Source organism: Denitratisoma sp. (genome assembly GCA_032027165.1).
In the GTDB taxonomy this organism is placed as follows: Bacteria; Pseudomonadota; Gammaproteobacteria; order Burkholderiales; family Rhodocyclaceae; genus Desulfobacillus.
Map to the genome: position 1 here is coordinate 2,505,377 of JAVSMO010000001.1, position 21,287 is coordinate 2,526,663.

Here is a 21,287-nt window from a genome sequence, read left to right on the forward strand (position 1 = left end):
GTTATTTCTTTTTCATTGGGCGCTTCCAGCCCGGCACGGTGAGCTGCTTGACGCGCGTGATGGTCAGCTTGTCCGGCGGCGCATCCTCGGTCAATGTGGTGCCGGCGCCGAGCGTGGCGCCGCGCCCGACGGTGACCGGCGCCACCAGCTGGGTGTCGGAGCCGATGAAGACGTCGTCCTCGATCACCGTGCGGTGCTTGTTGGCGCCGTCGTAGTTGCAGGTGATGGTGCCGGCGCCGACATTGACGTTCCTGCCCACCGTGGCATCGCCGACGTAGGCGAGGTGGTTGGCCTTCGACTTGTCGGACACCGTGCTGTTCTTCACCTCGACGAAGTTGCCGATGTGCACATCCTCGCCGAGTTTCGTGCCGGGGCGCAGGCGCGCGTACGGTCCGATGAGGCAGTTGCGACCGGCCTCGGCGTCCTCGATATGGCTGAAGGGGGCGATGCGCGTGCCGGCGCCGATGACGGCGTTCTTCAACACGCAGTGGGCGCCGACCTCGACGCCTTCGCCGAGCACGACGCGGCCCTCGAAGACGCAGTTCACGTCGATCGTCACGTCGCGCCCGCAGTCGATCTCGCCGCGCACGTCGATTCGGTCCGGGTCGAGCAGGGTGACGCCCTGCTCCATCAGCAGCAGCGCATTGCGGTGCTGGTGGATGCGTTCCAGTTGAGCCAGCTGCACCTTGCTGTTCACGCCGAGCACTTCCCAGGCCTCGTCGGGCTGGGCGGTCGCCACCGGCATGCCCTCGCCGATGGCCAGCCGGACGATGTCGGTCAGGTAGTACTCGCCTTGCGCGTTGTCGTTGCCCAGCGCCGGCAGCCAGCGCCGGAGCGCCGCCGTCGGCGCAGCGATGAAGCCGGTGTTGATCTCCCCGATGGCGCGCTCGTCATCGGAAGCGTCGCGCTCCTCGACGATGCGCAGGACGTTGCCGTCGCCGTCGCGCACGATGCGGCCATAGCCGCTCGGATTATCAAGCTCCTCGGTCAGCACGCCAAGCCCGCTGCCGGCCGCCTCGACCAGCCGTGCGAGGGTGGCCGCGCCGATCAGGGGCACGTCGCCGTAGAGCACCAGCGTGGGAACGCCATCGTCGAGGAAAGTCAGTGTCTGCAGCACGGCGTGGCCAGTACCGAGCTGGGGCTCCTGCTTCACCCAGACGAGATCGGCGGCGTCGAGGGCCTCGCGCACGGATTCGCCGCCGTGGCCATGGACGACGCAGATTTTTCCGGCGCCCAACTCGCGCGCCGTGTCGAGGACATGCGCCAGGAGCGGACGGCCGCCCAGGCGGTGCAGCACCTTGGGCCGGTCGGAGCGCATGCGCTTGCCCTGGCCGGCGGCGAGTATGACGACGTTCATGACGCAGGAATCCGGATGTCGATGGGAAATTTTAACACGCGGCCCGTCGATGCCCGGAAAAGCAAGGGCGACCGCAGCCGCCCTTGTCCGCTAATCAGCCTTGCTGGGAATCAGCGCGGCAGGGTCGAGCTGCCCATGAGGTACTCGTCGACAGCACGTGCGCACTGCCTGCCCTCGCGGATCGCCCAGACGATCAGCGACTGTCCGCGGCGCATGTCGCCGGCGGCGAAGACCTTGCCGACGTTGGTCTGGTAGCAGCCGTCGCCATCGGTTGTCGCCTGGGCATTGCCGCGGGCGTCCTTGCTCACGCCGAACGCCTCGAGCACGCCGCCCACGGGGGAAACGAAGCCCATGGCAAGGAAGACCAGATCGGCCTTGACGATGAACTCGCTGCCGGGGATCTCTGCCATCTTGCCGTCCTTCCACTCCAGGCGCACGGCCTTCAGTGCCTTCAGCCGGCCGTTCTCCCCGATGAACTCCTTGGTGGCGATGGACCAGTCGCGGCTGCAGCCCTCTTCGTGCGAGGAGGAGGTGCGCAGCTTCAGCGGCCAGTAGGGCCAGGTCAGCTCGCCGTTCTCCTGCTTCGGCGGCTGCGGCAGCAGCTCGAACTGGGTGACCGAGGCGGCGCCGTGGCGGTTCGAAGTGCCGACGCAGTCGGAACCGGTATCGCCGCCGCCGATGACGACGACGTGCTTGCCCGCAGCGGAAATCGGGTTCTTGCGGTCGCCGGCCACTTCCTTGTTCTGCGGGATGAGAAATTCCAGGGCGAAGTGCACGCCCGCCAGGTCACGGCCGGGAATCGGCAGGTCGCGCGGATGCTCGGCGCCGCCGGCCAGCACCACCGCGTCGAAATCCTTGACCAGCCTGGCGGCCTCGATCGTTTTGGCGGCGTCGCTGGCGACGCCCTGAGGCAATGCCGCCTTCGTCACCATCATGCCGGTCCTGAACTTCACGCCCTCGGCTTCCAACTGAGCCATGCGCCAGTCGATCAGGCGCTTGTCGAGTTTGAAGTCGGGGATGCCGTAGCGCATCAGGCCGCCGATGCGGCTGCTCTTCTCGAACACGGTGACGTCATGGCCGACGCGCGCCAGCTGCTGCGCCGCCGCCAGGCCGGCGGGGCCGGAGCCGACCACCGCCACTTTCCTGCCGGTCTTCTTCGCCGGCGGCTGAGGCAGCACCCAGCCGTTCTCGCCCGCCTTGTCGATGATGGCGCGCTCGATCGACTTGATGCCGACCGCGTCGTCGTTGATGTTCAGCGTGCACGCCGCCTCGCAGGGCGCCGGGCAGACGCGGCTGGTGACTTCCGGGAAGTTGTTGGTGGAATGCAGCGCCTCGATGGCCTGCTTCCAGTTGCCACGGTAGACCAGGTCGTTCCAGTCGGGAATGACGTTGTTCACCGGGCAGCCGTTCGAGCAGAAAGGAATGCCGCAGTCCATGCAGCGCGCGCCCTGCTGGGCGGCCTGCTCGTCGGTCAGGTGGTGGACGAACTCCCGATAGTTCTGCACGCGCTCGTCCTTCGCCTCGTAGGCCTCCGAGAGGCGCTTGAACTCCATGAATCCGGTAGGCTTGCCCATTACGCGGCCTCCAGCTCTTTCTTCTGCGCTGCCATTTCCTTGAGCGCGCGGCGGTACTCGTGCGGCATCACCTTGACGAACTTGCCGCGATAGGAAGCCCACTTGTCGAGGACCGTTCTCGCCCTGACGCTGCCGGTGAGCTGCGCATGCTTCTCGATGAGCGAGCGCAGCAGCTCGTCATCGGCACGGCCGAGGTGGCGCACCGCCACCTTGCCGTGCGACTCCAGTTCGCCGGTCTCGCTGACGGCCTCTTCCTCGGGAACCGGCTCGAGCGCCACCATGGAGAGATTGCAGCGCTTCGCGAAGCCGCCATCCTCGTCCAGCACGTAGGCGACCCCGCCGGACATGCCGGCGGCGAAGTTGCGGCCGGTCTGGCCAAGCACCACCACCGTGCCGCCGGTCATGTATTCGCAGCCGTGGTCGCCCAGGCCCTCGACCACCGCCGTGGCGCCCGAGTTGCGCACGGCGAAGCGCTCGCCGGCGACGCCGCGGAAGTAGCACTCACCGGAAATCGCGCCGTAGAGCACCGTGTTGCCGATGATGATGTTCTCTTCCGGCTTGCCGCGGAAGGCGGGCGAAGGCTTGACGACGATGCGTCCGCCGGAGAGGCCCTTGCCGACGTAGTCGTTGGCCTCGCCGGTCAGCTCCAGCGTGATGCCCTTCGCCAGGAAGGCGCCGAAGCTCTGGCCGGCGGTGCCGGCCAGCTTGATGCGAATCGTATCGTCCGGCAGGCCGGCATGGCCGTGCCGCTTCGCCACTTCGTGCGAGAGCATGGTGCCGCAGGTGCGGTTGACGTTGCGGATGGCGCTTTCGATGACGACTTTATCCCGCTTCTCCAGCGCCGCTCTTGCCTTGGCGATGAACTGGTGGTCGAGCGCGCCGGCGAGGCCGTGATCCTGCGCCTCGGCGTGGCGGCGCGCCACCTCGGCCGGTACCTTCGGCATGTGGAAGATGCGCGTGAAGTCGAGGCCGCGGGCCTTCCAGTGCGCGATGCCCTCGCGCATGTCGAGCAGGTCGGCGCGGCCGATCAGGTCGTCGAACCTGCGGATGCCCATCTGCGCCATCAGTTCGCGCACTTCCTCGGCGACGTAGAAGAAGTAATTCACGACGTGCTCGGGCTGGCCGGTGAACTTCTTGCGCAGTGCGGGATCCTGCGTGGCCACGCCCACCGGACAGGTGTTGAGGTGGCACTTGCGCATCATGATGCAGCCCTCGACGACCAGCGGCGCCGTGGCGAAGCCGAACTCGTCGGCGCCGAGCAGGGCGCCGATCAGCACGTCGCGGCCGGTCTTCATCTGGCCGTCGACTTGCACGCGGATGCGGCCGCGCAGGCGGTTGAGCACCAGCGTCTGCTGGGTCTCGGCGAGGCCGAGTTCCCACGGCGTGCCGGCATGCTTGATCGAGGAGATCGGGCTGGCGCCGGTGCCGCCGTCGTGGCCGGCGATCACCACATGATCGGCCTTGGCCTTCGACACGCCGGCGGCAACCGTACCGACGCCGGTTTCCGATACCAGTTTCACCGAGACGGAGGCCTGCGGATTGGCGTTCTTCAGGTCATGGATGAGTTGCGCCAGGTCCTCGATCGAATAGATGTCGTGGTGCGGCGGCGGCGAGATGAGGCCGACGCCGGGCACGGAATGGCGCAGGAAGCCGATGTATTCGGACACCTTGTGGCCGGGCAACTGGCCGCCCTCGCCGGGCTTGGCGCCCTGCGCCATCTTGATCTGGATCTGGTCGGCGGAAGCCAGATACTCGGCGGTGACGCCGAAGCGCCCCGAGGCTACCTGCTTGATTTTCGAGCGCAGCGAGTCGCCCGCCTTCAACGTGAGGTCGCGCGCGATGCGGTTCTTGCCGATCAGTCCCGACAGCGTTTCGCCGCCCTTCACCGGGCGATAGCGCATCGCATCCTCGCCGCCCTCTCCGGTGTTCGACTTTCCGCCGATGCGATTCATGGCGATGGCCAGCGTGGTGTGCGCCTCCGTCGAGATGGAGCCAAGCGACATGGCACCGGTGGCGAAACGCTTGACGATCTCCTTGGCCGGCTCTACCTCCTCCAGCGGCACGGGCGCGCCGGCCGGCAGGACCTCGAAGAGGCCGCGCAGCGTCATGTGGCGCTTCGTCTGGTCGTTGATGAGGCGCGCGTATTCCTTGTAGGTCTCGTACTTGCCGGAGCGGGTCGCATGCTGCAGCTTGGCGATCGAGTCCGGCGTCCACATGTGGTCCTCGCCGCGCACGCGCCAGGCGTACTCGCCGCCGGTCTCGAGCGCGCCGGCCAGCACCGGGTCGTTGCCATAGGCCGCCGCATGCGTGCGCAACGCCTCCTCGGCCACTTCCTTCAGGCCGATACCCTCGACGCGGGTCGGGGTTCCGGTGAAATAGCGGGAGACAAAATCGGAGGACAGGCCGACCGCCTCGAAGATTTGCGCGCCGCAATAGGACTGGTAGGTGGAGATGCCCATCTTGGACATGACCTTCATCAGCCCCTTGTCGATGGCCTTGATGAAGCGCTTCTGCGCCTCCTTGGCGCCCGGCTTGCCGGGCAACCGGTCGGCGATGGCGGCGATGCTCTCGAAGGCAAGCCAGGGATGGATCGCCTCGGCGCCGTAGCCGGCGAGCGTGGCGAAATGGTGCACTTCGCGCGCCGCACCGGTCTCCACCACCATGCCGACCGAGGTACGCAGCCCTGTCCGCACCAGGTGCTGATGCACGGCCGAGCAGGCCAGCAGCGCCGGGATCGGCGCATGCCCCCTGTCGACGGCCCGGTCGGACAGGATGATCACGTTGTAGCCCTCATGCACCGCCCGCTCGACGCGGGTGCACACGCGGTAGAGCGAGCGGCTCATGCCGGAGGTTCCTTCGGCGGCAGGCGTGGTGATGTCGACCACGATGGAGCGGAATGCCCCCTTGGTCAGGCGGTCGATCTGCTTCAGCTTGGCCATGTCCGCCGGCGAGACGACCGGCTGCATGACTTCCAGCCGCGGCGTCGGCTCTTCGTCGTCGATGCCGAGCAGGTTCGGGTTGGGGCTGACCAGGGAAATCAGGGACATGACGATTTCCTCGCGGATCGGGTCGATCGGCGGGTTGGTCACCTGGGCGAACAGCTGCTTGAAGTAGCTGAACAGCGGCTTGTTCTTTTCAGACAGCACCGGCAGCGGCGTGTCGGTGCCCATCGAGCCGGTTGCCTCTTCGCCCTGGGTCGCCATCGGCTCGAGGATGAACTTGAAGTCTTCCTGCGAGTAGCCGAAGGCCTGCTGGATGTCCAGCAGCGGCCCCGACAGCGGCTCACTGTGCTTGACCTCGGGCAGGTCGTCCACGAAATAGCGCGACTGCTCGATCCACTTGCGATAGGGCTTGGCGGAAGCGAGGGACTGCTTGAGTTCGGCATCGTCGATGACGCGGCCCTGCTCGAGGTCGATCAGCAGCATCTTGCCGGGCTGCAGGCGCCACTTCTTGACGATCTTTTCCTCCGGGATCGGCAGCACGCCGATTTCCGAGGACATGACCATCAGGTCGTCGTCGGTGACCAGGTAGCGCGCCGGGCGCAGGCCGTTGCGGTCGAGCGTGGCGCCGATCTGGCGGCCGTCGGTGAAGGCCACCGCCGCCGGTCCGTCCCACGGCTCCATCAGAGCCATGTGGTATTCGTAGAAGGCGCGCCGCTCCTCGTCCATCAGGCGGTTGCCCGCCCAGGCCTCGGGGATCAGCATCATCATGGCGTGGGCCAGGCTGTAGCCGCCCATCACCAGCAATTCCAGCGCGTTGTCGAATGAGGCCGAATCGGACTGGCCGTCGTAGATCAGCGGCCAGATCTTCTCGAGATCTTCGCCGAGCACTCGCGACGAAATGCCGTTCTGCCGCGCGCGGATCCAGTTGACGTTGCCGCGCAGGGTGTTGATCTCGCCGTTGTGGGCGATCATGCGGAAGGGATGGGCCAGATCCCAAGTCGGGAAGGTGTTGGTGGAGAAGCGCTGGTGCACCAGCGCCAGCGCCGTCACCAGGCGCGAATCCTGCAGGTCGAGGTAGTACTCGCCGACCTGGTTGGCCAGCAGCATGCCCTTGTAGACCACGGTGCGCGCCGACATCGACGGCACGTAGAACATCTTCCCCTCGGGCAGCTTGAGCGCCTGCACGGCATGGCCGGCCGCCTTGCGGATGACGTAGAGCTTGCGCTCCAGCGCATCGGCGTCGGCGACGCCCTGGCCGCGGCCGATGAAGACCTGGCGCACGGACGGTTCGATGTCCTTCGCCGCCTGGGCCAGTCCGCGGTTGTCGCGCGGGACGTCGCGCCAGCCGAGCAGCGTCTGTCCCTCATAGCGAATGGTGCGCTCGATCGCCGCTTCGCAGGCGCGGCGACTGGCTTCATCTCGTGGCAGGAACACCATGCCGACGCCGTACTCGCCCGCCGGTGGCAGCGTCACGCCTTGCTTGGCCATCTCCTCGCGGAAGAAGGCGTCCGGAGTCTGGATCAGGATGCCGGCGCCGTCGCCGAGCAGCGGATCGTAGCCGGTGGCACCGCGGTGCTCGAGGTTTTTCAGTATCTGCAGGCCCTGCTCGACGATGGCATGGCTCTTTCGATTCTTGATGTTGACCACGAAGCCGACGCCACAGGCGTCGTGTTCGTTGCGGGGGTCGTAGAGGCCTTCTTTCCGGGGGCGGTCCATCTCAGTTTCCTCGACACTAGTGCACCGGCATGTCGGCCGGGTCGCCCGGCCCATGCCGGGTCGGCATGCGGGCCGTGGTCGATAAAAAGCCGGTGCTGGGTCATGCGCACCGGCCTTCTCATGAAACCTTTCGGGCGAACCGGGAAATATACCCAGAAACACCCCCTCTTTCAAGATCAACTTGCCCGGTTACCGGACAATGCGGAAGGCTCCCATTCCCATTGTCGCACAGGAAACCATTTCGACCACGGGAACGCACCAAATTGGGGCGTGATTTCCGGTTTCGGCTACGAACCGGTCATGACCACGCGCTGCCTTTCGGCATCCGCAAAAAGGGTGACGGAATCCTGATTGAAATCGACCACCCGCACGACATTCTCGAATTGCCGGGCGTTGGGAAGCAGTTCCAGGAGACGGTTGTGGCGACTCAGCATTCCGGCCTCGTCGATGCGGTTGCCGGCCCTGCCCGGAAACAACGCAAAGTAGAGCATGTCCGCCTCGATCAGCTCGTTGAGGAAATGGGTGCCCAGCGAGACATCCGGCACCAGGTTTTCGTTCATGGCGACGATCTCGCAGAGAGCGGCAACGTGATTGATCTCGCTGAAGCTGACGGGCACGCCCAGCCAGGGATCGCGGGTGCCCCAGCGGCCGGGACCGAGCACCACCATGGTCCGGTCTGCGCTGATGCGATTGAGGGCGCCGATCAGGCGGGCGACATCGAGGCGCTCTCCCTGTCCCAACGCAGCGTAGCGGGATTGGACGACGTAGATCAGCCGATCCGGCCGGACAACCCGGCTGGGGCCGATCACCGCGCCCTGCGCATCGAAGAGGTGCGGCGCATCCGCAGGCGGCTCGACGCTGACCGTTCCGTCCAGGCTGCGCACCTGGAGGGGCCGGCACTGGAGCAGGTTGATCCGATAGCTGCCGTCCGCCAGGACATTCAGCGCGAACTCGATCTCCACCGGATAACGATAGGCGGCATGCAGTTGCGCCAGCATGGCACGCAGGTCGGCAACGAATGGGGTTTCCTTGATCAGGCGATCAAAGGTCAGAAAAGCGGGTTTGCCCAGGTCTTCGCGCGTGGTGAACAAGTCGAGCGGAAAATCCGGGTGGTCATGCACCATCTCGGCAAAAGGGCCGCTGATGATCTTGTTCTCCTGCAGGTCGATGGCATCCATGCGTCGCTGGGCATGGCGGGCGATGTCACCGAAACTGGTTTCCGGGCGCAGCTCGGGCGCGTTCAACGCCACCAGGCGGGTATAGTCATCGTCGTTGCGGTCCACCGCGCGCGTGCCCAACCCGGCCACCAGCCGGATCACGCCGGCCTTCATGTCGATGCGCGGATTCCAGCGATAGGGATTCACCGACAGTCCGACACCGGCCGCATGCGGATGGAAGTAGCGCCCGCCGGCGGTGCCCGACACGCGCATGATCAGCACCGCCATCTTCTCGTTTTCCCCCAGCAGGCCGCGCCGCTCGCGGTAGCGCAGCGCCTGCTCGCTCATGGCGCTGGCATAGACCTGGCGGACGGCGGCGAGCAAGTCGCCGATGCGCTCCTCCCACGGGCCGCGGTTGGCGCAGAACACGCTGTCGTACTGGCCTGCAAAAGCGTTGCCATAGCGGTCCTCCAGGCGCGAACTCGAGCGCACGATGAACGGCCACTCCCCGAAGTACTCGAGCATGCCCTCGAACTGGCGCAGCGTCGTCGGCGAGAACGTGCCGGCGAGAACGCGCCGGCGCGCCTCGTCGATCTCCTCGAGAAAAACCGCCGGGTCGCGCTGCCGGCGTCGGATCCACCACAGCTCGTTATGCACCATGAAGGTGTCGAACACGTCGGTGCCGATGTAGAAGGAGTCGTGCGCCTCGAGTCGGGCGTCGAGCTGCGGCGCGTCGCGGCGCAGCACCGCGCGCGCCAGCAGCATGCCCAGCGCCTTGCCGCCGATGGTGCCGGTGCCGATCATGCGGCTGCGCACCGTCAGCAGATCGTCGAGCGTCAGGTACTCGTCGATCAGGCGCGACATCGCCGGGTCGTCGACGAACAGCAGGCGGCTCAGGCGCGCAAACCATTCCCATTCGGCCGGATCGGGAAATCCCGCCCGGCGCGCGGCCGCCACCGGCTTCGCCGCGGCAAACTGCTTCTGCCAGTGGCTGGCGATCTGGTTGTCCTCCAGGCCCGGCCACTGCGAGTTGGCAAGTATCTCGGCGACCGTGCCGCTGTCCCGCACCGGGCGGAACCGGCCTTCCGGCTCCCAGGCATGAATCAGGTTCATTGCGGCCGCCGAACGATGCTGCACCTTGATCGGGCGCAGATAGAGCCGCGCGCGGCAACGGAAGACGTCGATCATGAACTGGGTGGTGTTGGTGATCACCCCCATGGCCGGCTTCGCGTGGCGATTGCGATAGACGCCGAAATAGGTGACCGTGTCGAGGTCGAACAGGCGCGGACAGGTCAGGCGGAAAAAATTGCCCATCTTGCGGTCCGACTGCCAGACGTCGGCCAGATGGGAGAGGCAGTCGAACACATAGAACGTTTCCCGACCCGCGGCTTCGATGACCGAGTGCACCTGGTCGACAAACACGTCGAACCCGGATTCCGCATCGGGGTAATGGGCCTCGGCATCATTCAGCAGTGCCGGATGGTCGGCGAAGCGAAAATAGATCAATCGTCTGCCGGTGGCCCGGGCGGCGTCGGCATAGGGCCTTACCAAGGCAAGGTAGTCCTCCAGCGACTCGATCTGCCAGACGATGTTGTCGCCGCGCTGCACACCGCACAAGACCGCATCGAGTTCCGGCAGGCCGGTGGTCGGGGCAAATTGCGGGGTCTTCACGTGCGACGGTGCCGGCTAGATTTCCCCCACGGCGAACAACCGCCGGTGTTCGCGAATGGCGTAGCGGTCCGTCATACCGGCGACGTAGTCGGCGATGGCCCGCGGCTTGTCGGTGCGGGCCATCTGCTGGTACTGGGGTGGCAGCAGGCGCGGATCCTCCATGAACGCCCCGAACAGGTCGCTGATGATGCGCCGCGCCTTGTTGGTCATGCGCAGCACCTGGTAGTGCTGGTAGAGATTCATGCGCAGGAAGTGCTTCAGCTCCTTGTGCTCGGCATGCATGGCGGTGCTGAAGGCGGCCAGCGGCCCAGCCTTGCGCACGTCCTCGACGGATTCAACGCCCGCTGCCGTGATGTTGCGCCTTGTCTCCTCGATCAGGTCGACCGCCAGGGAGTTGATCATGCGGCGCACCGTCTCATGAATCAGCCGGCGGCCGCCGATCTGCGGGTAAGTGCGGCGCACCTCGGCGGCGTGACGCACCCAGATGCCCACTTCTTCCAGTTGTTCCAGCGTGATCAGGCCGGAGCGCAGGCCGTCGTCCACATCGTGGTTGTTGTAGCCGATCTCGTCGGCCAGGTTGCACAGCTGCGCCTCGAGCGAGGGCTGCGTACCCTCGATGAAGCGTCGGCCAAGCTCACCCAGCTCGTGAGCCTTTTTCGGCGCGCAATGCTTGAGGATGCCTTCGCGCGTCTCGTAGGTCAGGTTGAGGCCGTCGAAGGCGCCGTAGCGCTCTTCCAAAAGATCGACCGTGCGCAGGCTCTGCAGGTTGTGCTCGAAGCCGCCATGGTCCCGCATGCAGGCATTCAGCGCATCCTGGCCGGCGTGGCCGAACGGCGTATGGCCCAGGTCGTGGGCCAGCGCAATGGCTTCCGCCAGATCCTCGTTCAACTTCATCGCACGCGCCAGCGTGCGCGCGATCTGCGCGACCTCGATGCTGTGTGTCAGGCGTGTGCGAAACAGGTCACCTTCATGATTGACGAAGACCTGGGTCTTGTATTCGAGACGGCGGAACGCCGTCGAGTGCACGACGCGATCTCGGTCCCGCTGGAACTCACTGCGCGCGGCAGGCGTCGGCTCAGGATGGCGGCGCCCTTTCGAGTGTGCCTCTGATACGGCATAAGGAGCCAGTTCAGCCACGGCAGCAAGCCTCGATGGCAGCGCAAATCTCCGACTCTGGGGCATCGGCGCTGACCACGCCGCAACCCATCGCTTCCAGCAGGATTAAGCGCAGCTTGCCCGCGGCCACTTTCTTGTCCAGCGCCATCAATTCCATGTAGCGGGCTGCGCCCATGCTCGGGCCTTGCACGGGCAATCCGGCCCGCTTGAGCAGCGAGACGGTTCTTGCAAGGTCCGCTTCGTTCAGCCAACCCAGGCGGCGCGAAAGCTCCATTGCCATCACTGTTCCTGCAGCGACTGCCTCCCCGTGCAGCCACTCCCCATAACCAAGGCCGGCCTCTATGGCATGGCCGAAGGTGTGGCCGAGATTGAGCAGGGCACGCACGCCGGATTCGGTTTCATCGGCCGCCACTAGGTCGGCCTTGTTGCTGCAGGATCGCTCGATGGCGTGGGTCAATGCCTCGGGATCGCGTGCGCGGAGGCGCTCCATGTTCCCTTCCAGCCACTCGAAGAAGGGCAAGTCACGGATCAGGCCATACTTGATCACCTCAGCCAGTCCGGCGCACAGTTCCCGATCGGGAAGGGATTGCAGGGTGGCCGTATCGGCCAGTACCAGGCGCGGCTGGTAGAAGGCACCGACCATGTTTTTGCCGAGCGGGTGATTGATCCCGGTCTTGCCGCCAACCGACGAGTCAACCTGCGCCAGCAGGGTGGTCGGCACCTGGATGAAGGGGACCCCCCGCTGGTAGGTTGCTGCGGCAAACCCGGCCAGATCGCCAATGACGCCGCCACCCAAGGCGATAATGGTCGTTGCGCGTTCGCAGCGATTTTCCAGCAGCGCATCGTAGATGCGATTGAGTGTCTGCCAGTTCTTGTGCTCTTCGCCGTCCGGCAGGACGATCTCGGTGACCCGCACCCCACCCGCCCGCAGTGGACCAGCCAGGGCAGGGAGGTAGAGGGGGGCTACTGTCTCATTGCTGACAATGGCTGCGATTGGCGCCTTCAGATGCGGCAGGATGAGGTCGGCCCTCCCCAGCAGGCGGTCTCCGATATGAATGGGGTAACTGCGCGCATCGAGCGCGACCTTCAGGGTTCGCATCGTTTCCGTATTTCCTGTTCGAGCTGGCGCGATGCGGCCAGAGGCGTCCGGCCTCCGCCCTCCAACACGATGTCGGCTATTTCCCGATATAGCGGATCTCGCTGTTCGTGGAGTTCCCGGATTTTCGAAAGTGGGTCCGCCACCTGCAATAAGGGCCTGTTACGATCATGCCGCGTTCTTGCAAACAGTTCATCCGGTTGCACGCATAAGTAGATCACCAGTCCGGTTTCTGCCAGACGCTTGCGGTTCTGCGGGTCCAGCACCACCCCGCCACCCGTGGCCAGCACCAGATCGTGCTCTCCTGACAGGGCATGCAGGACCTGCGACTCGCGACGACGAAAGCCGGCCTCCCCTTCGATCTCGAAGATCACCGGAATACGCACACCGGTGCGCGCCTCGATTTCATGATCGCAATCGACAAAGCGCTTCTTCAAGCGCCTCGCCAGCTGCCGGCCGATCGTCGTCTTGCCCGCGCCCATCATGCCCACGAAATAGATGTTGTCGCAGGTTTTCACCAATGAATTTTATCAGGCGGCAGTGCCGGCGTAAAAAAGAAAGGGCCGGCAAAGCCGGCCCTGAAGTGCTTTGCAGCAGGCTCAGCGCATGCTGAGCGATTCGCTGATGATCTTCGGGGTGATGAAGACCAGCAGCTCGGTCTTGTTGTCCTTTTTCTCGTTGTGCTTGAAAAGGAAGCCAACGTACGGGATGTCTCCAAGAACCGGTACTCTGGTCGTGATGTTCCGTTCATCCTGCGTATAAATGCCCCCGATCACGACCGTGCCGCCGTTATCAACCAGCACCTCGGTTTTGACATGCTTGGTGTCGATGGCGACGCCCGCGCCAGTGGCAATCTGCGTGTTCGGCGAGTCTTTGTTGACGTCGACGGTCAGGTTGACCCGCCCGTCCGGGGTGATCTGCGGCTTGACCTTCAGGGCCAAGTTCGCTTTCCGGAAGGAAACGCTCGTAGCGCCGGAACTGGTCGCCTGCTGGTATGGCAGTTCAACACCCTGCTCGATAAGTGCCTCGACCTGATCGGCTGTCACGATGCGCGGACTGGAAATGATCTTGCCCTTGCCGTCGGCTTCAAGCGCACTGATTTCCAGATTCAGGAAGCGCGTGGCCGCAGTATTGAACAGGACAAAAGAGAACTGCCCGGCCTGCTTTCCTGCAATTGAGGTTGCCGGGAGGTTAACCCCCAAAGATTCAGTGGTGAAATCCGGTATCGGGCTGGCAATTTGTCCGGTATGGAAACCTGGAACAGTTACCCGGCCGCCCAGCGTATATCCCACGTTGCCGATTCTGCTGGCCGACCTTGTAGGATTCATGTCGTGATAGCCGATCCTGGCTCCCACGTTCTTGGTGAAGTTGTCCTCCGCCTCCACGATGCGCGCCTCGATCATCACCTGGCGAGCCGGGATGTCGATTTCGGCAATCAGCCTGCGCACATCATCCAGACGGGAAGGCGAGTCTGTTACGAAGAGCTTGTTCGTGCGTTCATCGACAATAACCGATCCCCGCTTCGAGAGCGCTGTCTGGTCCTTGTTCTTGAGGAAATCGAATACCGATTTGGCCTTGTGATAGTTCAGCTGGAAGGTCTCGGTCCGCACCGGCTCCAGGTCCGTGATCTGCTGACGCGATTCGAGTTGCAGCTTCTCCTTGGCGGCCAGTTCGTCGCGCGGAGCGATCCAGATGACATTGCCGTTCTTGCGCATGTCCAGGCCCTTCGCCTGCAGAATGATGTCAAGCGCTTGATCCCACGGAACATCCTTGAGTCGCAGCGTCAGGCTGCCACCCACGGTGTCGCTGGTAATGATATTGAAGTCCGTGAAGTCGGCGATCACCTGCAGAACGGCGCGTACGTCGATGTTCTGGAAATTCAGGGACAATTTCTCTCCCTGGTAGCCCTTGCGTCCGCCCTGTACGAGTTTGTTCGGATCCTCAATCATCTGCTTCACTTCGACCACGAACTGGTTGTCGCTCTGATAGGCGTTGTGTTCCCACAGCCCTTTCGGTGCAATCACCATGCGGATATTCTCGCCCTGCGGTTGCGTATTCACCGTCGTGATCGGCGTCGCGAAATCGGTCACATCCAGGCGTCGACGCAAGCTTTCCGGGAGCGTGGTTTTCAGAAATTCGACCACCAGATTCGAGCCTTGCTGGCGAATGTCGATGCCCACATTGCTATCGGACAGGTCGACGATGACGCGCCCCTCGCCGTTGGTCCCGCGACGGAAGTTGATGTCACGAATACTGCTTTGCTCTACCGACGGCTTGACCTCTGCGAAGTGCTGGGTACTGGCCTGCTCGGCCTTCGCCGCTGTACCGACCGCGACGCCACCGAGTGTGATGAACAGATCCTTCCCCTCGATGCGCGCATCCGCCTGGCGTACCTGCTTAAGATTCAGCACGACCCGCGTGCGATCGCCCACCTCCACGAGACTGACGCTGCGCAAATCGCCCTCGTTGACGGTCTGCGAATTCCGGCCCAACGCATTCTTCACACCAGGGAAATCGAAAGCGATCCGTGGCGGGTTGGCCACGCTGAAGCTCGCCGGCACGGCGGCCAACGGCTGTGTGGTCGTCAGTTTCAGGACGAGGTCGCTGCCTTGCTGGCTTACCCCCAGGGCCTCAATGGCATTCTGTGCCCATGCTGACTGCGTCAGCAGCATGCACAGCGGGAGTAACAATCGTCTGATGATGGTCTTGGCTGTATTCATTTCCTGCCCTCCGGCTGCTGCTTTTCCTGCAATTGCAATGTGCTCGTGCGTTCCATATAGTCCCCCAGGGAATCGGGAACCAGCTCTTTCAGTTTGACCTCGGTTTCGGTTATGTCCGTAATGATTCCGAAGTTCTGTCCCAAATAATTCCCGATCTTCACCTGGTGCAGATTCTTGTCGGCCTGGATCAGGGCGTGGACCATTTTCCCTTTGATCAGCGCGCCCACCATCTTGAGGGACTCCAGCGGATAGGCCTCCAGCGGCTCCTTGCGGCGGTCAAGGTCAGGTTTGAGAGCGCCCCCGCCAGCCTTCCGCTCGGGTTCGATTTTCGCGGCATTGTAGGGGTCGAGCAGATCTCCCGGTTCATACGCGACAACCGGAAAGCTCTTGATTTCCGGAAGTGGCGGGATCTTGCCCTTGAAATCCTTGGTCGACTCCTTCATCCACTGCCGAAGGTCCTGATGTTCCTCGCCGCCGCACGCAGTCAGGCCGAGGCAAGTCAGGAAGATGGCTGCCCGCCTCATTTCTTCGCTCCTTTGGCCTTGGACTTGGCTCTGCGCTGTACTGCCAGTTCTTCCTCGTCGAGGTAGCGGTATGTCATCGCAGTGGCATCCATCTTGAGTTGCCCCCCCTTCTCAGGCACGACGGCAATGTTGGTCAGGGAGACGATGCGGGACAGTTTTGCGACGTCGGCGGAAAAGGCGCCCAGGTCATGGTACGTGCCGGTGATCTTCAGTGTGATTGGCAATTCGGCATAGAAATCCCTGGTCGTTTCCCGGCCGGGCTTGAACAGTTCGAACTGCAAGCCGCGCCCCAGCCCGGCCTGGTTGATGTCGATCAGCAATGCCTCCATTTCGGCCTTGTTGGGCAACTGCTTGAGCAACGCTCCAAACGTCTTGTCGATTTCGGCAAGCTGCTTGCGGTGCTCTTCAAGGTTGACCGCCTGCCGCTTCTTGTCGAGATACTCATCCTTGAGCTTGGCTTCCTGTTGCCGCTTGCCTTCCAGTTCCTCCAATTGGGACTTCCAGTCAAACCACCAGCCGCCGACCAGCAGTGCGGCGAAAATACCCAGAAGCACGGTCACGCGCGGCAGGAGCGGCCAAGTGCCGATGTCCTTGGGGTCTAGGGATTTGAAATCCTCGGCCAGCGCCTTGAAGTCGATTTTCGGTACCGCGGGCATTTGGGGCATGTTGGGCTTCTTCATGCTTTCTTGTCCTGCTTGGGCGGCTGCGCACCGGGTGCCGGTTTCTTGTCGGCTGCTGGGGCAGTCCTCGAAATAACGACATTCAAACTGAATTCCGCATAGCGTCGGTTGCCTTGGTTGACTGCCTTGATCTCGACGAGATCCGGTCTTTCGAGCAGCGGAGAGGCCTCGAGATTGCGCATCAGAGTGGACACCCGGGCATTCGATTGGGCGATGCCGGTCAGGTTGACTCTGGCTCCAGTCTGTTTCAGCGCCTTCAGGTATATGCCCGCAGGAATTTGTCGCGCCAACTCGTTGAACAGCTGGACGGTTTCGGCCCGGCTGCTCTGCAAAGTTTCGATCACCCCCTTGCGCGACAGCAGGGCACTGGTCTGTTCCTTCAGGCGCTTGATTTCGTCTATTTCCTTGTCCAGCGCGGCGATCTCTTTCTTGAGGAATGCGTTTTTGCTCTCCTGCTGGCTGATATAGCCGGAAATCACGCCATGCACCATGATGACGATCACCACCGCCAATATGGCAATCAGGCCGGACAACGCAAAAAACTGCTGGCGCAGCGCCTTGCGCCTCTCCTCGCGGTAAGGCAGTAGATTGATGCGGATCACTGGTCGAACCTCCGCAGCGCTAACCCGCAGGCGACAATCAGGGATGGCGCATCCGTCGCCAGGTTCTTCGGGCGGATTCGTTGAGAAAGCGCCATGCTGGCAAAGGGATTGGCGACGACCGTGCTGATCTGGGTGCGCCCGGACACGGCTTCATCAACGCCGGGAATCACGGCGCATCCTCCCGCCAGAACAATGTGGTCAACCTGGTTGTATTGGGTTGAGGTAAAGAAGAACTGCAGTGCCCGCGAAACTTCCAGTGCAAGGTTGTCCAGGAAAGGCCGCAACAAATCGGATTCGAAGTTCTCGGGGAGGTTGCCGGTTCGTTTCGCGGTTTCGGCTTCCTCCTGGCTCATGCCGTACTGGCGGACGATGTCCTGCGTGAGTTGGCTGCCGCCGAAAGCCTGTTCGCGCACATAGACAGGCTGGTCGTTGCGCAGGATCGTGACATTCATGACATTCGCGCCGATATCAACCAACGCGATCGTCTGGTTCTTGCCCCCTCCGGGAAGCTGGCTCTCGACCAGTTCGAATGCCGCCTGCGCAGCATAAGACTCGACATCCATGACCAAAGGCTTCAATCCCGCCGCCTCCGCCACGGCCACCCGATCCTCCACCTTCTCCTTGCGCGAGGCCGCAATCAGAACCTCCACCTCCTCAGGACTGCTCGGCGCCGGCCCAGCCACCTGGAAATCCAGATTGACCTCGTCCAGCGCGAACGGGATGTATTGATTCGCTTCCGATTCGACCTGGACTTCCAGTTCGCGCTCGCGCAATCCGGCCGGGACGATAATCTTCTTTGTGATCACGGCAGCCGCCGGCAGGGCCATGGCGACGAACTTGGTCGACGTGCCCATGCGCTTCCACGCCCGCTTGACCGCATCGGCCACCGCCTCAAGATTGGTGATGTTCCCATCAACCACCGCGTCGCGTGGCAGCGTCTCGATTGCGTAGCGCTCGATCCGGTAGCTCCCTTTCGCAGCCTCGGCCAGCTCGACCATCTTGACCGATGACGAACTGATATCGAGCCCAAACAACGGGCGGGCCTTCGGGTTGAATATCGAGAGATCTATCTGCAAGGAAAATCCTTTTGAATTCTCGTTAGTTAGGCGCAATACAGATAATTTACATTAAATCCTAGCAACAACTATGGCCTGTGTAAAGTTTTTTTTCCCGTGGCGTGTCGCTTTTCCCCGACACGCCACGTGGCTCCTCCCGGGATGACTCCAACTACTTGATTGTAATCGTGTAATTCTGAGGTCCTGTCAGGGCAGGTCACGGCAAATTCTCTGGATAATCAATCGCCGACTGGGTAGGCATATAATTGCGCGCTTTCTCTAATTGCATCGAGCCCATCCTTGCCCACCGCCCTGCGCTGGATCGCCTATCCGGTTCTCTTTCTGGCAGGCCTTGCCCTCATAGGCATCGCCTTGCTGGCAATCATCGTCGTGCTGGCCTACCCTCAGTTGCCCTCGCTCGAGGTGCTGACCGACTACCAGCCGAAAATTCCGCTGCGCATCTATACCGCAGACGGCCATTTGATAGGCGAGTTCGGCGAGGAGCGGCGAGCCCTGGTGCGCTTCCAGGACGTGCCGGACATCATGAAGCAGGCCATCCTGGCAGCAGAAGACGAGCGCTTCTACCAGCATCCCGGCGTAGATACGATTGGCGTACTGCGCGCCGCCTATGCCAATTTCACCAGCGGCGGCAAGCGGCAGGGTGCCAGCACCATCACCATGCAGGTGGCACGGAATTTCTTCCTGTCGAGCGAAAAGACCCTCTCGCGCAAGGTCTATGAGGCGCTGCTCGCCTTCAAGATCGAGAGCAACCTGTCCAAGGACGAGATCTTCGAGCTCTATATCAATCAGATCTACCTCGGGCAGCGCGCCTACGGTTTCGCCGCGGCTGCGCAGATCTATTATGGCAAGTCGCTGAAGAGCATCAGCCTGGCGGAGGCTGCCATGCTGGCGGGGCTGCCGAAAGCCCCCTCCAGCTTCAACCCGGTGGCCAATCCGAAGCGGGCCAAGCTGCGCCAGCTGTACGTCCTGCGCCGGATGCATGAACTGAATTTCATCAATGACGCACAATTGGCCCAGGCGCAGAAACAGGATCTCCACATCAAGCGCGACGTCAATGAGTTCGCCGTAAGGGCGGACCACGTCGCCGAAATGGCCCGGCAGATGGCCTACGAGCGCTTTCAGGAGGAGGCTTATACGCGCGGTCTGCGCGTCGTCACCACCATTCTCAAGGCGGACCAGGAGGCGGCTTATGCCAGCCTGAGACGCGGTGTGCTCGATTACGATAGGCGGCACGGCTATCGGGGCGCAAAGGGTTACGTCGATCTTGGGCAGTCGGGCACGGCCCTGGACGAGGCACTGGAAGAGGCGCTGCAAGATGAAGTCGATTCCGACGACATTTATGCTGCGGTGATTCTCGAGGCCGGACAGAAACTGGTGAAGGCCTACCGGCGCGGCGGCGAAACGGTTCAAATTACCGGCGAAGGCCTCAAGTTTGCCCAGCGCATGCTTGACGAAAAGGCGCCCGCCAACAAGCGCCTGCGCCGGGGCGCCATCATCCATGTGCAAAAGGACACCAAAAACAACAGCTGGCAGATCGTGCAACTGCCGGAGGTCGAAGCCGCCTTCGTCGCCGCCAGCCCCGTGGACGGCGCCATCCGTGCTCTCGTGGGCGGATTCGACTTCAACCGCAACAAATTCAACCACGTTACCCAGGCCTGGCGCCAGCCGGGTTCCAGCTTCAAACCCTTCATCTATTCCGCTTCGCTGGAGAAGGGCTTCACGCCGGCCAGCATCATCGAGGACGCGCCGCTGATCGTTTCCGCTGCCGAAACCGGCAGCCAGGAGTGGGAACCGAAGAACTACGACGGCAAGTTCGAAGGGCCGATGACCATGCGCACGGGCCTGGCGAAATCGAAGAACCTGGTCTCCATCCGCATCCTCAAGTCGATCGGCACGCAGTACGCGCAGGACTACGTCACCCGCTTCGGCTTCGATGCCGACAAGCACCCTCCCTATCTCACCATGGCCCTGGGTGCCGGCTCAGTGACGCCCTGGCAGCAACTGACCGGCTATGCCGTCTTCGCCAACGGCGGCTATCGCATCCAGCCCTACATCGTGAAGCAGATACTCGATGATAGGGGCAATGTGCTGGCCGAGGCCCAGCCTGTCGCGGCCGGCGACGAGAGCCTGCGCGTCATCGATCCGCGCAACGCGTTCCTGATGGACAGCATGATGCATGATGTGGTCCGCCGCGGTACGGCAACACGCGCGCTGCAACTCAAGCGCGGCGACCTGGCCGGCAAGACGGGCACCACCAACGACTTCGTCGATGCCTGGTTCTGCGGCTACCAGCCCGCCATCGTCGGCGTCGCCTGGATCGGCTTCGACCAGCCGAAGAAGCTGGGCAACGGGGAAACGGGCGGTTCCGCCGCCCTGCCGATCTGGATCGGCTATATGGACAAGGCCCTGAAGAATGTGCCGGAAACCTTCATGCCAACCCCGCCGGGACTGATCACTGTCACGATTCCGGCGGGCGGCGCAGGAGAAACCGCCGGCAAGGGTTCGGAATTGATCTATAAGGAAAGCCTGCCACCGGCCCCACCTGAAAGCGGCGAGTCCGGCGGAACGCCAAATTTCTTCAACCCTCCAATGAACACATCGGGCTAACCTGACAGGGAGACGGGTTCTCCCGCTTGCTCGGAAACCAAGCGCTCGAGGCAAGCAAAAAGTTCCGCTCCGTCGCGCGTGCCGATCCAGCGGCCATTCTCATGGCGAAAATGGAAGCCGCCAGAGCGTGCCGCCACCCAGATCTCGCGTGCGGCCGCATGACGATTGATGATGATCTTGCTGCCATCGCCGAACTCCAACTCCAGTACGCCGCCAGGCTGCAACTCATAGTCGATGTCGGCCGCACAGGCGTCCAGCGCCTGCTCGATCCTTTCCAGCGTCGCCCCGGCCAGGGTGTTGAACTCGGTTTCTTCCATTACAGGCCTTCTGCTAACATCATGATTTTTGCCGGCATCATGCGTACCTTCGGGACAATACTCGCTCTACTGCTTATTGGCGCCTGCGGCACCAGGACCTCGCTTACCCTTCCGCCCCGGCCGGCACCGGCA

The 21,287-nt window shown here is 63.1% G+C and carries 14 protein-coding genes; 1 reads left to right on the forward strand and 13 read right to left on the reverse strand.

Annotation, left to right across the window (positions count from 1 at the left end; translation table 11 throughout):
• Position 1 precedes the first annotated feature (1 nt).
• The 12 genes from glmU to ROZ00_12255 form a co-directional block, all read right to left on the reverse strand.
• Positions 2 to 1,357 carry a bifunctional UDP-N-acetylglucosamine diphosphorylase/glucosamine-1-phosphate N-acetyltransferase GlmU gene (gene glmU / locus ROZ00_12200; protein ID MDT3736979.1) on the reverse strand — a complete coding sequence of 452 codons (1,356 nt, stop codon included), beginning with the start codon at positions 1,355 to 1,357 and terminating at the stop codon, positions 2 to 4.
• Positions 1,358 to 1,467: 110 nt separating this feature from the next.
• Entirely contained in the window at positions 1,468 to 2,931 is a 1,464-nt protein-coding gene (locus tag ROZ00_12205) for a glutamate synthase subunit beta (protein ID MDT3736980.1), read from the reverse strand.
• Complete coding sequence (gene gltB / locus ROZ00_12210) at positions 2,931 to 7,589, reverse strand: glutamate synthase large subunit (protein MDT3736981.1); 4,659 nt, start codon at positions 7,587 to 7,589, stop codon at positions 2,931 to 2,933. The genes ROZ00_12205 and gltB overlap by 1 nt, the downstream gene beginning before the upstream one ends.
• A 287-nt stretch (positions 7,590 to 7,876) precedes the next feature.
• Positions 7,877 to 10,417 carry a PEP/pyruvate-binding domain-containing protein gene (locus ROZ00_12215; protein MDT3736982.1) on the reverse strand — a complete coding sequence of 847 codons (2,541 nt, stop codon included), beginning with the start codon at positions 10,415 to 10,417 and terminating at the stop codon, positions 7,877 to 7,879.
• A gap of 15 nt (positions 10,418 to 10,432) precedes the next feature.
• Positions 10,433 to 11,554, reverse strand: a complete 1,122-nt coding sequence (locus ROZ00_12220; GenBank protein MDT3736983.1) for a deoxyguanosinetriphosphate triphosphohydrolase — start codon at positions 11,552 to 11,554, stop codon at positions 10,433 to 10,435.
• Complete coding sequence (aroB, locus tag ROZ00_12225) at positions 11,547 to 12,632, reverse strand: 3-dehydroquinate synthase (GenBank protein MDT3736984.1); 1,086 nt, start codon at positions 12,630 to 12,632, stop codon at positions 11,547 to 11,549. Before aroB ends, ROZ00_12220 begins: the two co-directional genes overlap by 8 nt.
• Positions 12,620 to 13,147, reverse strand: a complete 528-nt coding sequence (locus ROZ00_12230; protein ID MDT3736985.1) for a shikimate kinase — start codon at positions 13,145 to 13,147, stop codon at positions 12,620 to 12,622. Before ROZ00_12230 ends, aroB begins: the two co-directional genes overlap by 13 nt.
• A gap of 81 nt (positions 13,148 to 13,228) precedes the next feature.
• Positions 13,229 to 15,349 carry a type IV pilus secretin PilQ gene (locus ROZ00_12235; protein ID MDT3736986.1) on the reverse strand — a complete coding sequence of 707 codons (2,121 nt, stop codon included), beginning with the start codon at positions 15,347 to 15,349 and terminating at the stop codon, positions 13,229 to 13,231.
• The gene (locus ROZ00_12240) at positions 15,346 to 15,873 is read right to left on the reverse strand and encodes a pilus assembly protein PilP (protein MDT3736987.1); all 528 of its coding nucleotides are present in this window, start codon (positions 15,871 to 15,873) and stop codon (positions 15,346 to 15,348) included. Before ROZ00_12240 ends, ROZ00_12235 begins: the two co-directional genes overlap by 4 nt.
• Entirely contained in the window at positions 15,870 to 16,553 is a 684-nt protein-coding gene (locus ROZ00_12245) for a type 4a pilus biogenesis protein PilO (protein MDT3736988.1), read from the reverse strand. Before ROZ00_12245 ends, ROZ00_12240 begins: the two co-directional genes overlap by 4 nt.
• Positions 16,550 to 17,155 (reverse strand): PilN domain-containing protein, encoded by a 606-nt coding sequence (locus tag ROZ00_12250; protein ID MDT3736989.1) that lies wholly within the window; start codon positions 17,153 to 17,155, stop codon positions 16,550 to 16,552. The genes ROZ00_12245 and ROZ00_12250 overlap by 4 nt, the downstream gene beginning before the upstream one ends.
• Positions 17,152 to 18,231: a pilus assembly protein PilM gene (locus ROZ00_12255; protein MDT3736990.1), complete on the reverse strand. Its 1,080-nt coding sequence runs from the start codon at positions 18,229 to 18,231 to the stop codon at positions 17,152 to 17,154. The genes ROZ00_12250 and ROZ00_12255 overlap by 4 nt, the downstream gene beginning before the upstream one ends.
• A gap of 279 nt (positions 18,232 to 18,510) precedes the next feature.
• Here ROZ00_12255 and ROZ00_12260 point away from each other — a divergent pair, with 279 nt between their 5' ends.
• Positions 18,511 to 20,838 (forward strand): penicillin-binding protein 1A, encoded by a 2,328-nt coding sequence (locus ROZ00_12260; protein ID MDT3736991.1) that lies wholly within the window; start codon positions 18,511 to 18,513, stop codon positions 20,836 to 20,838.
• Here ROZ00_12260 and cyaY read toward each other — a convergent pair.
• Positions 20,835 to 21,155 carry an iron donor protein CyaY gene (gene cyaY, locus ROZ00_12265; GenBank protein ID MDT3736992.1) on the reverse strand — a complete coding sequence of 107 codons (321 nt, stop codon included), beginning with the start codon at positions 21,153 to 21,155 and terminating at the stop codon, positions 20,835 to 20,837. The two genes, ROZ00_12260 and cyaY, sit on opposite strands and share 4 nt — an antisense overlap.
• Positions 21,156 to 21,287: the final 132 nt, after the last annotated feature.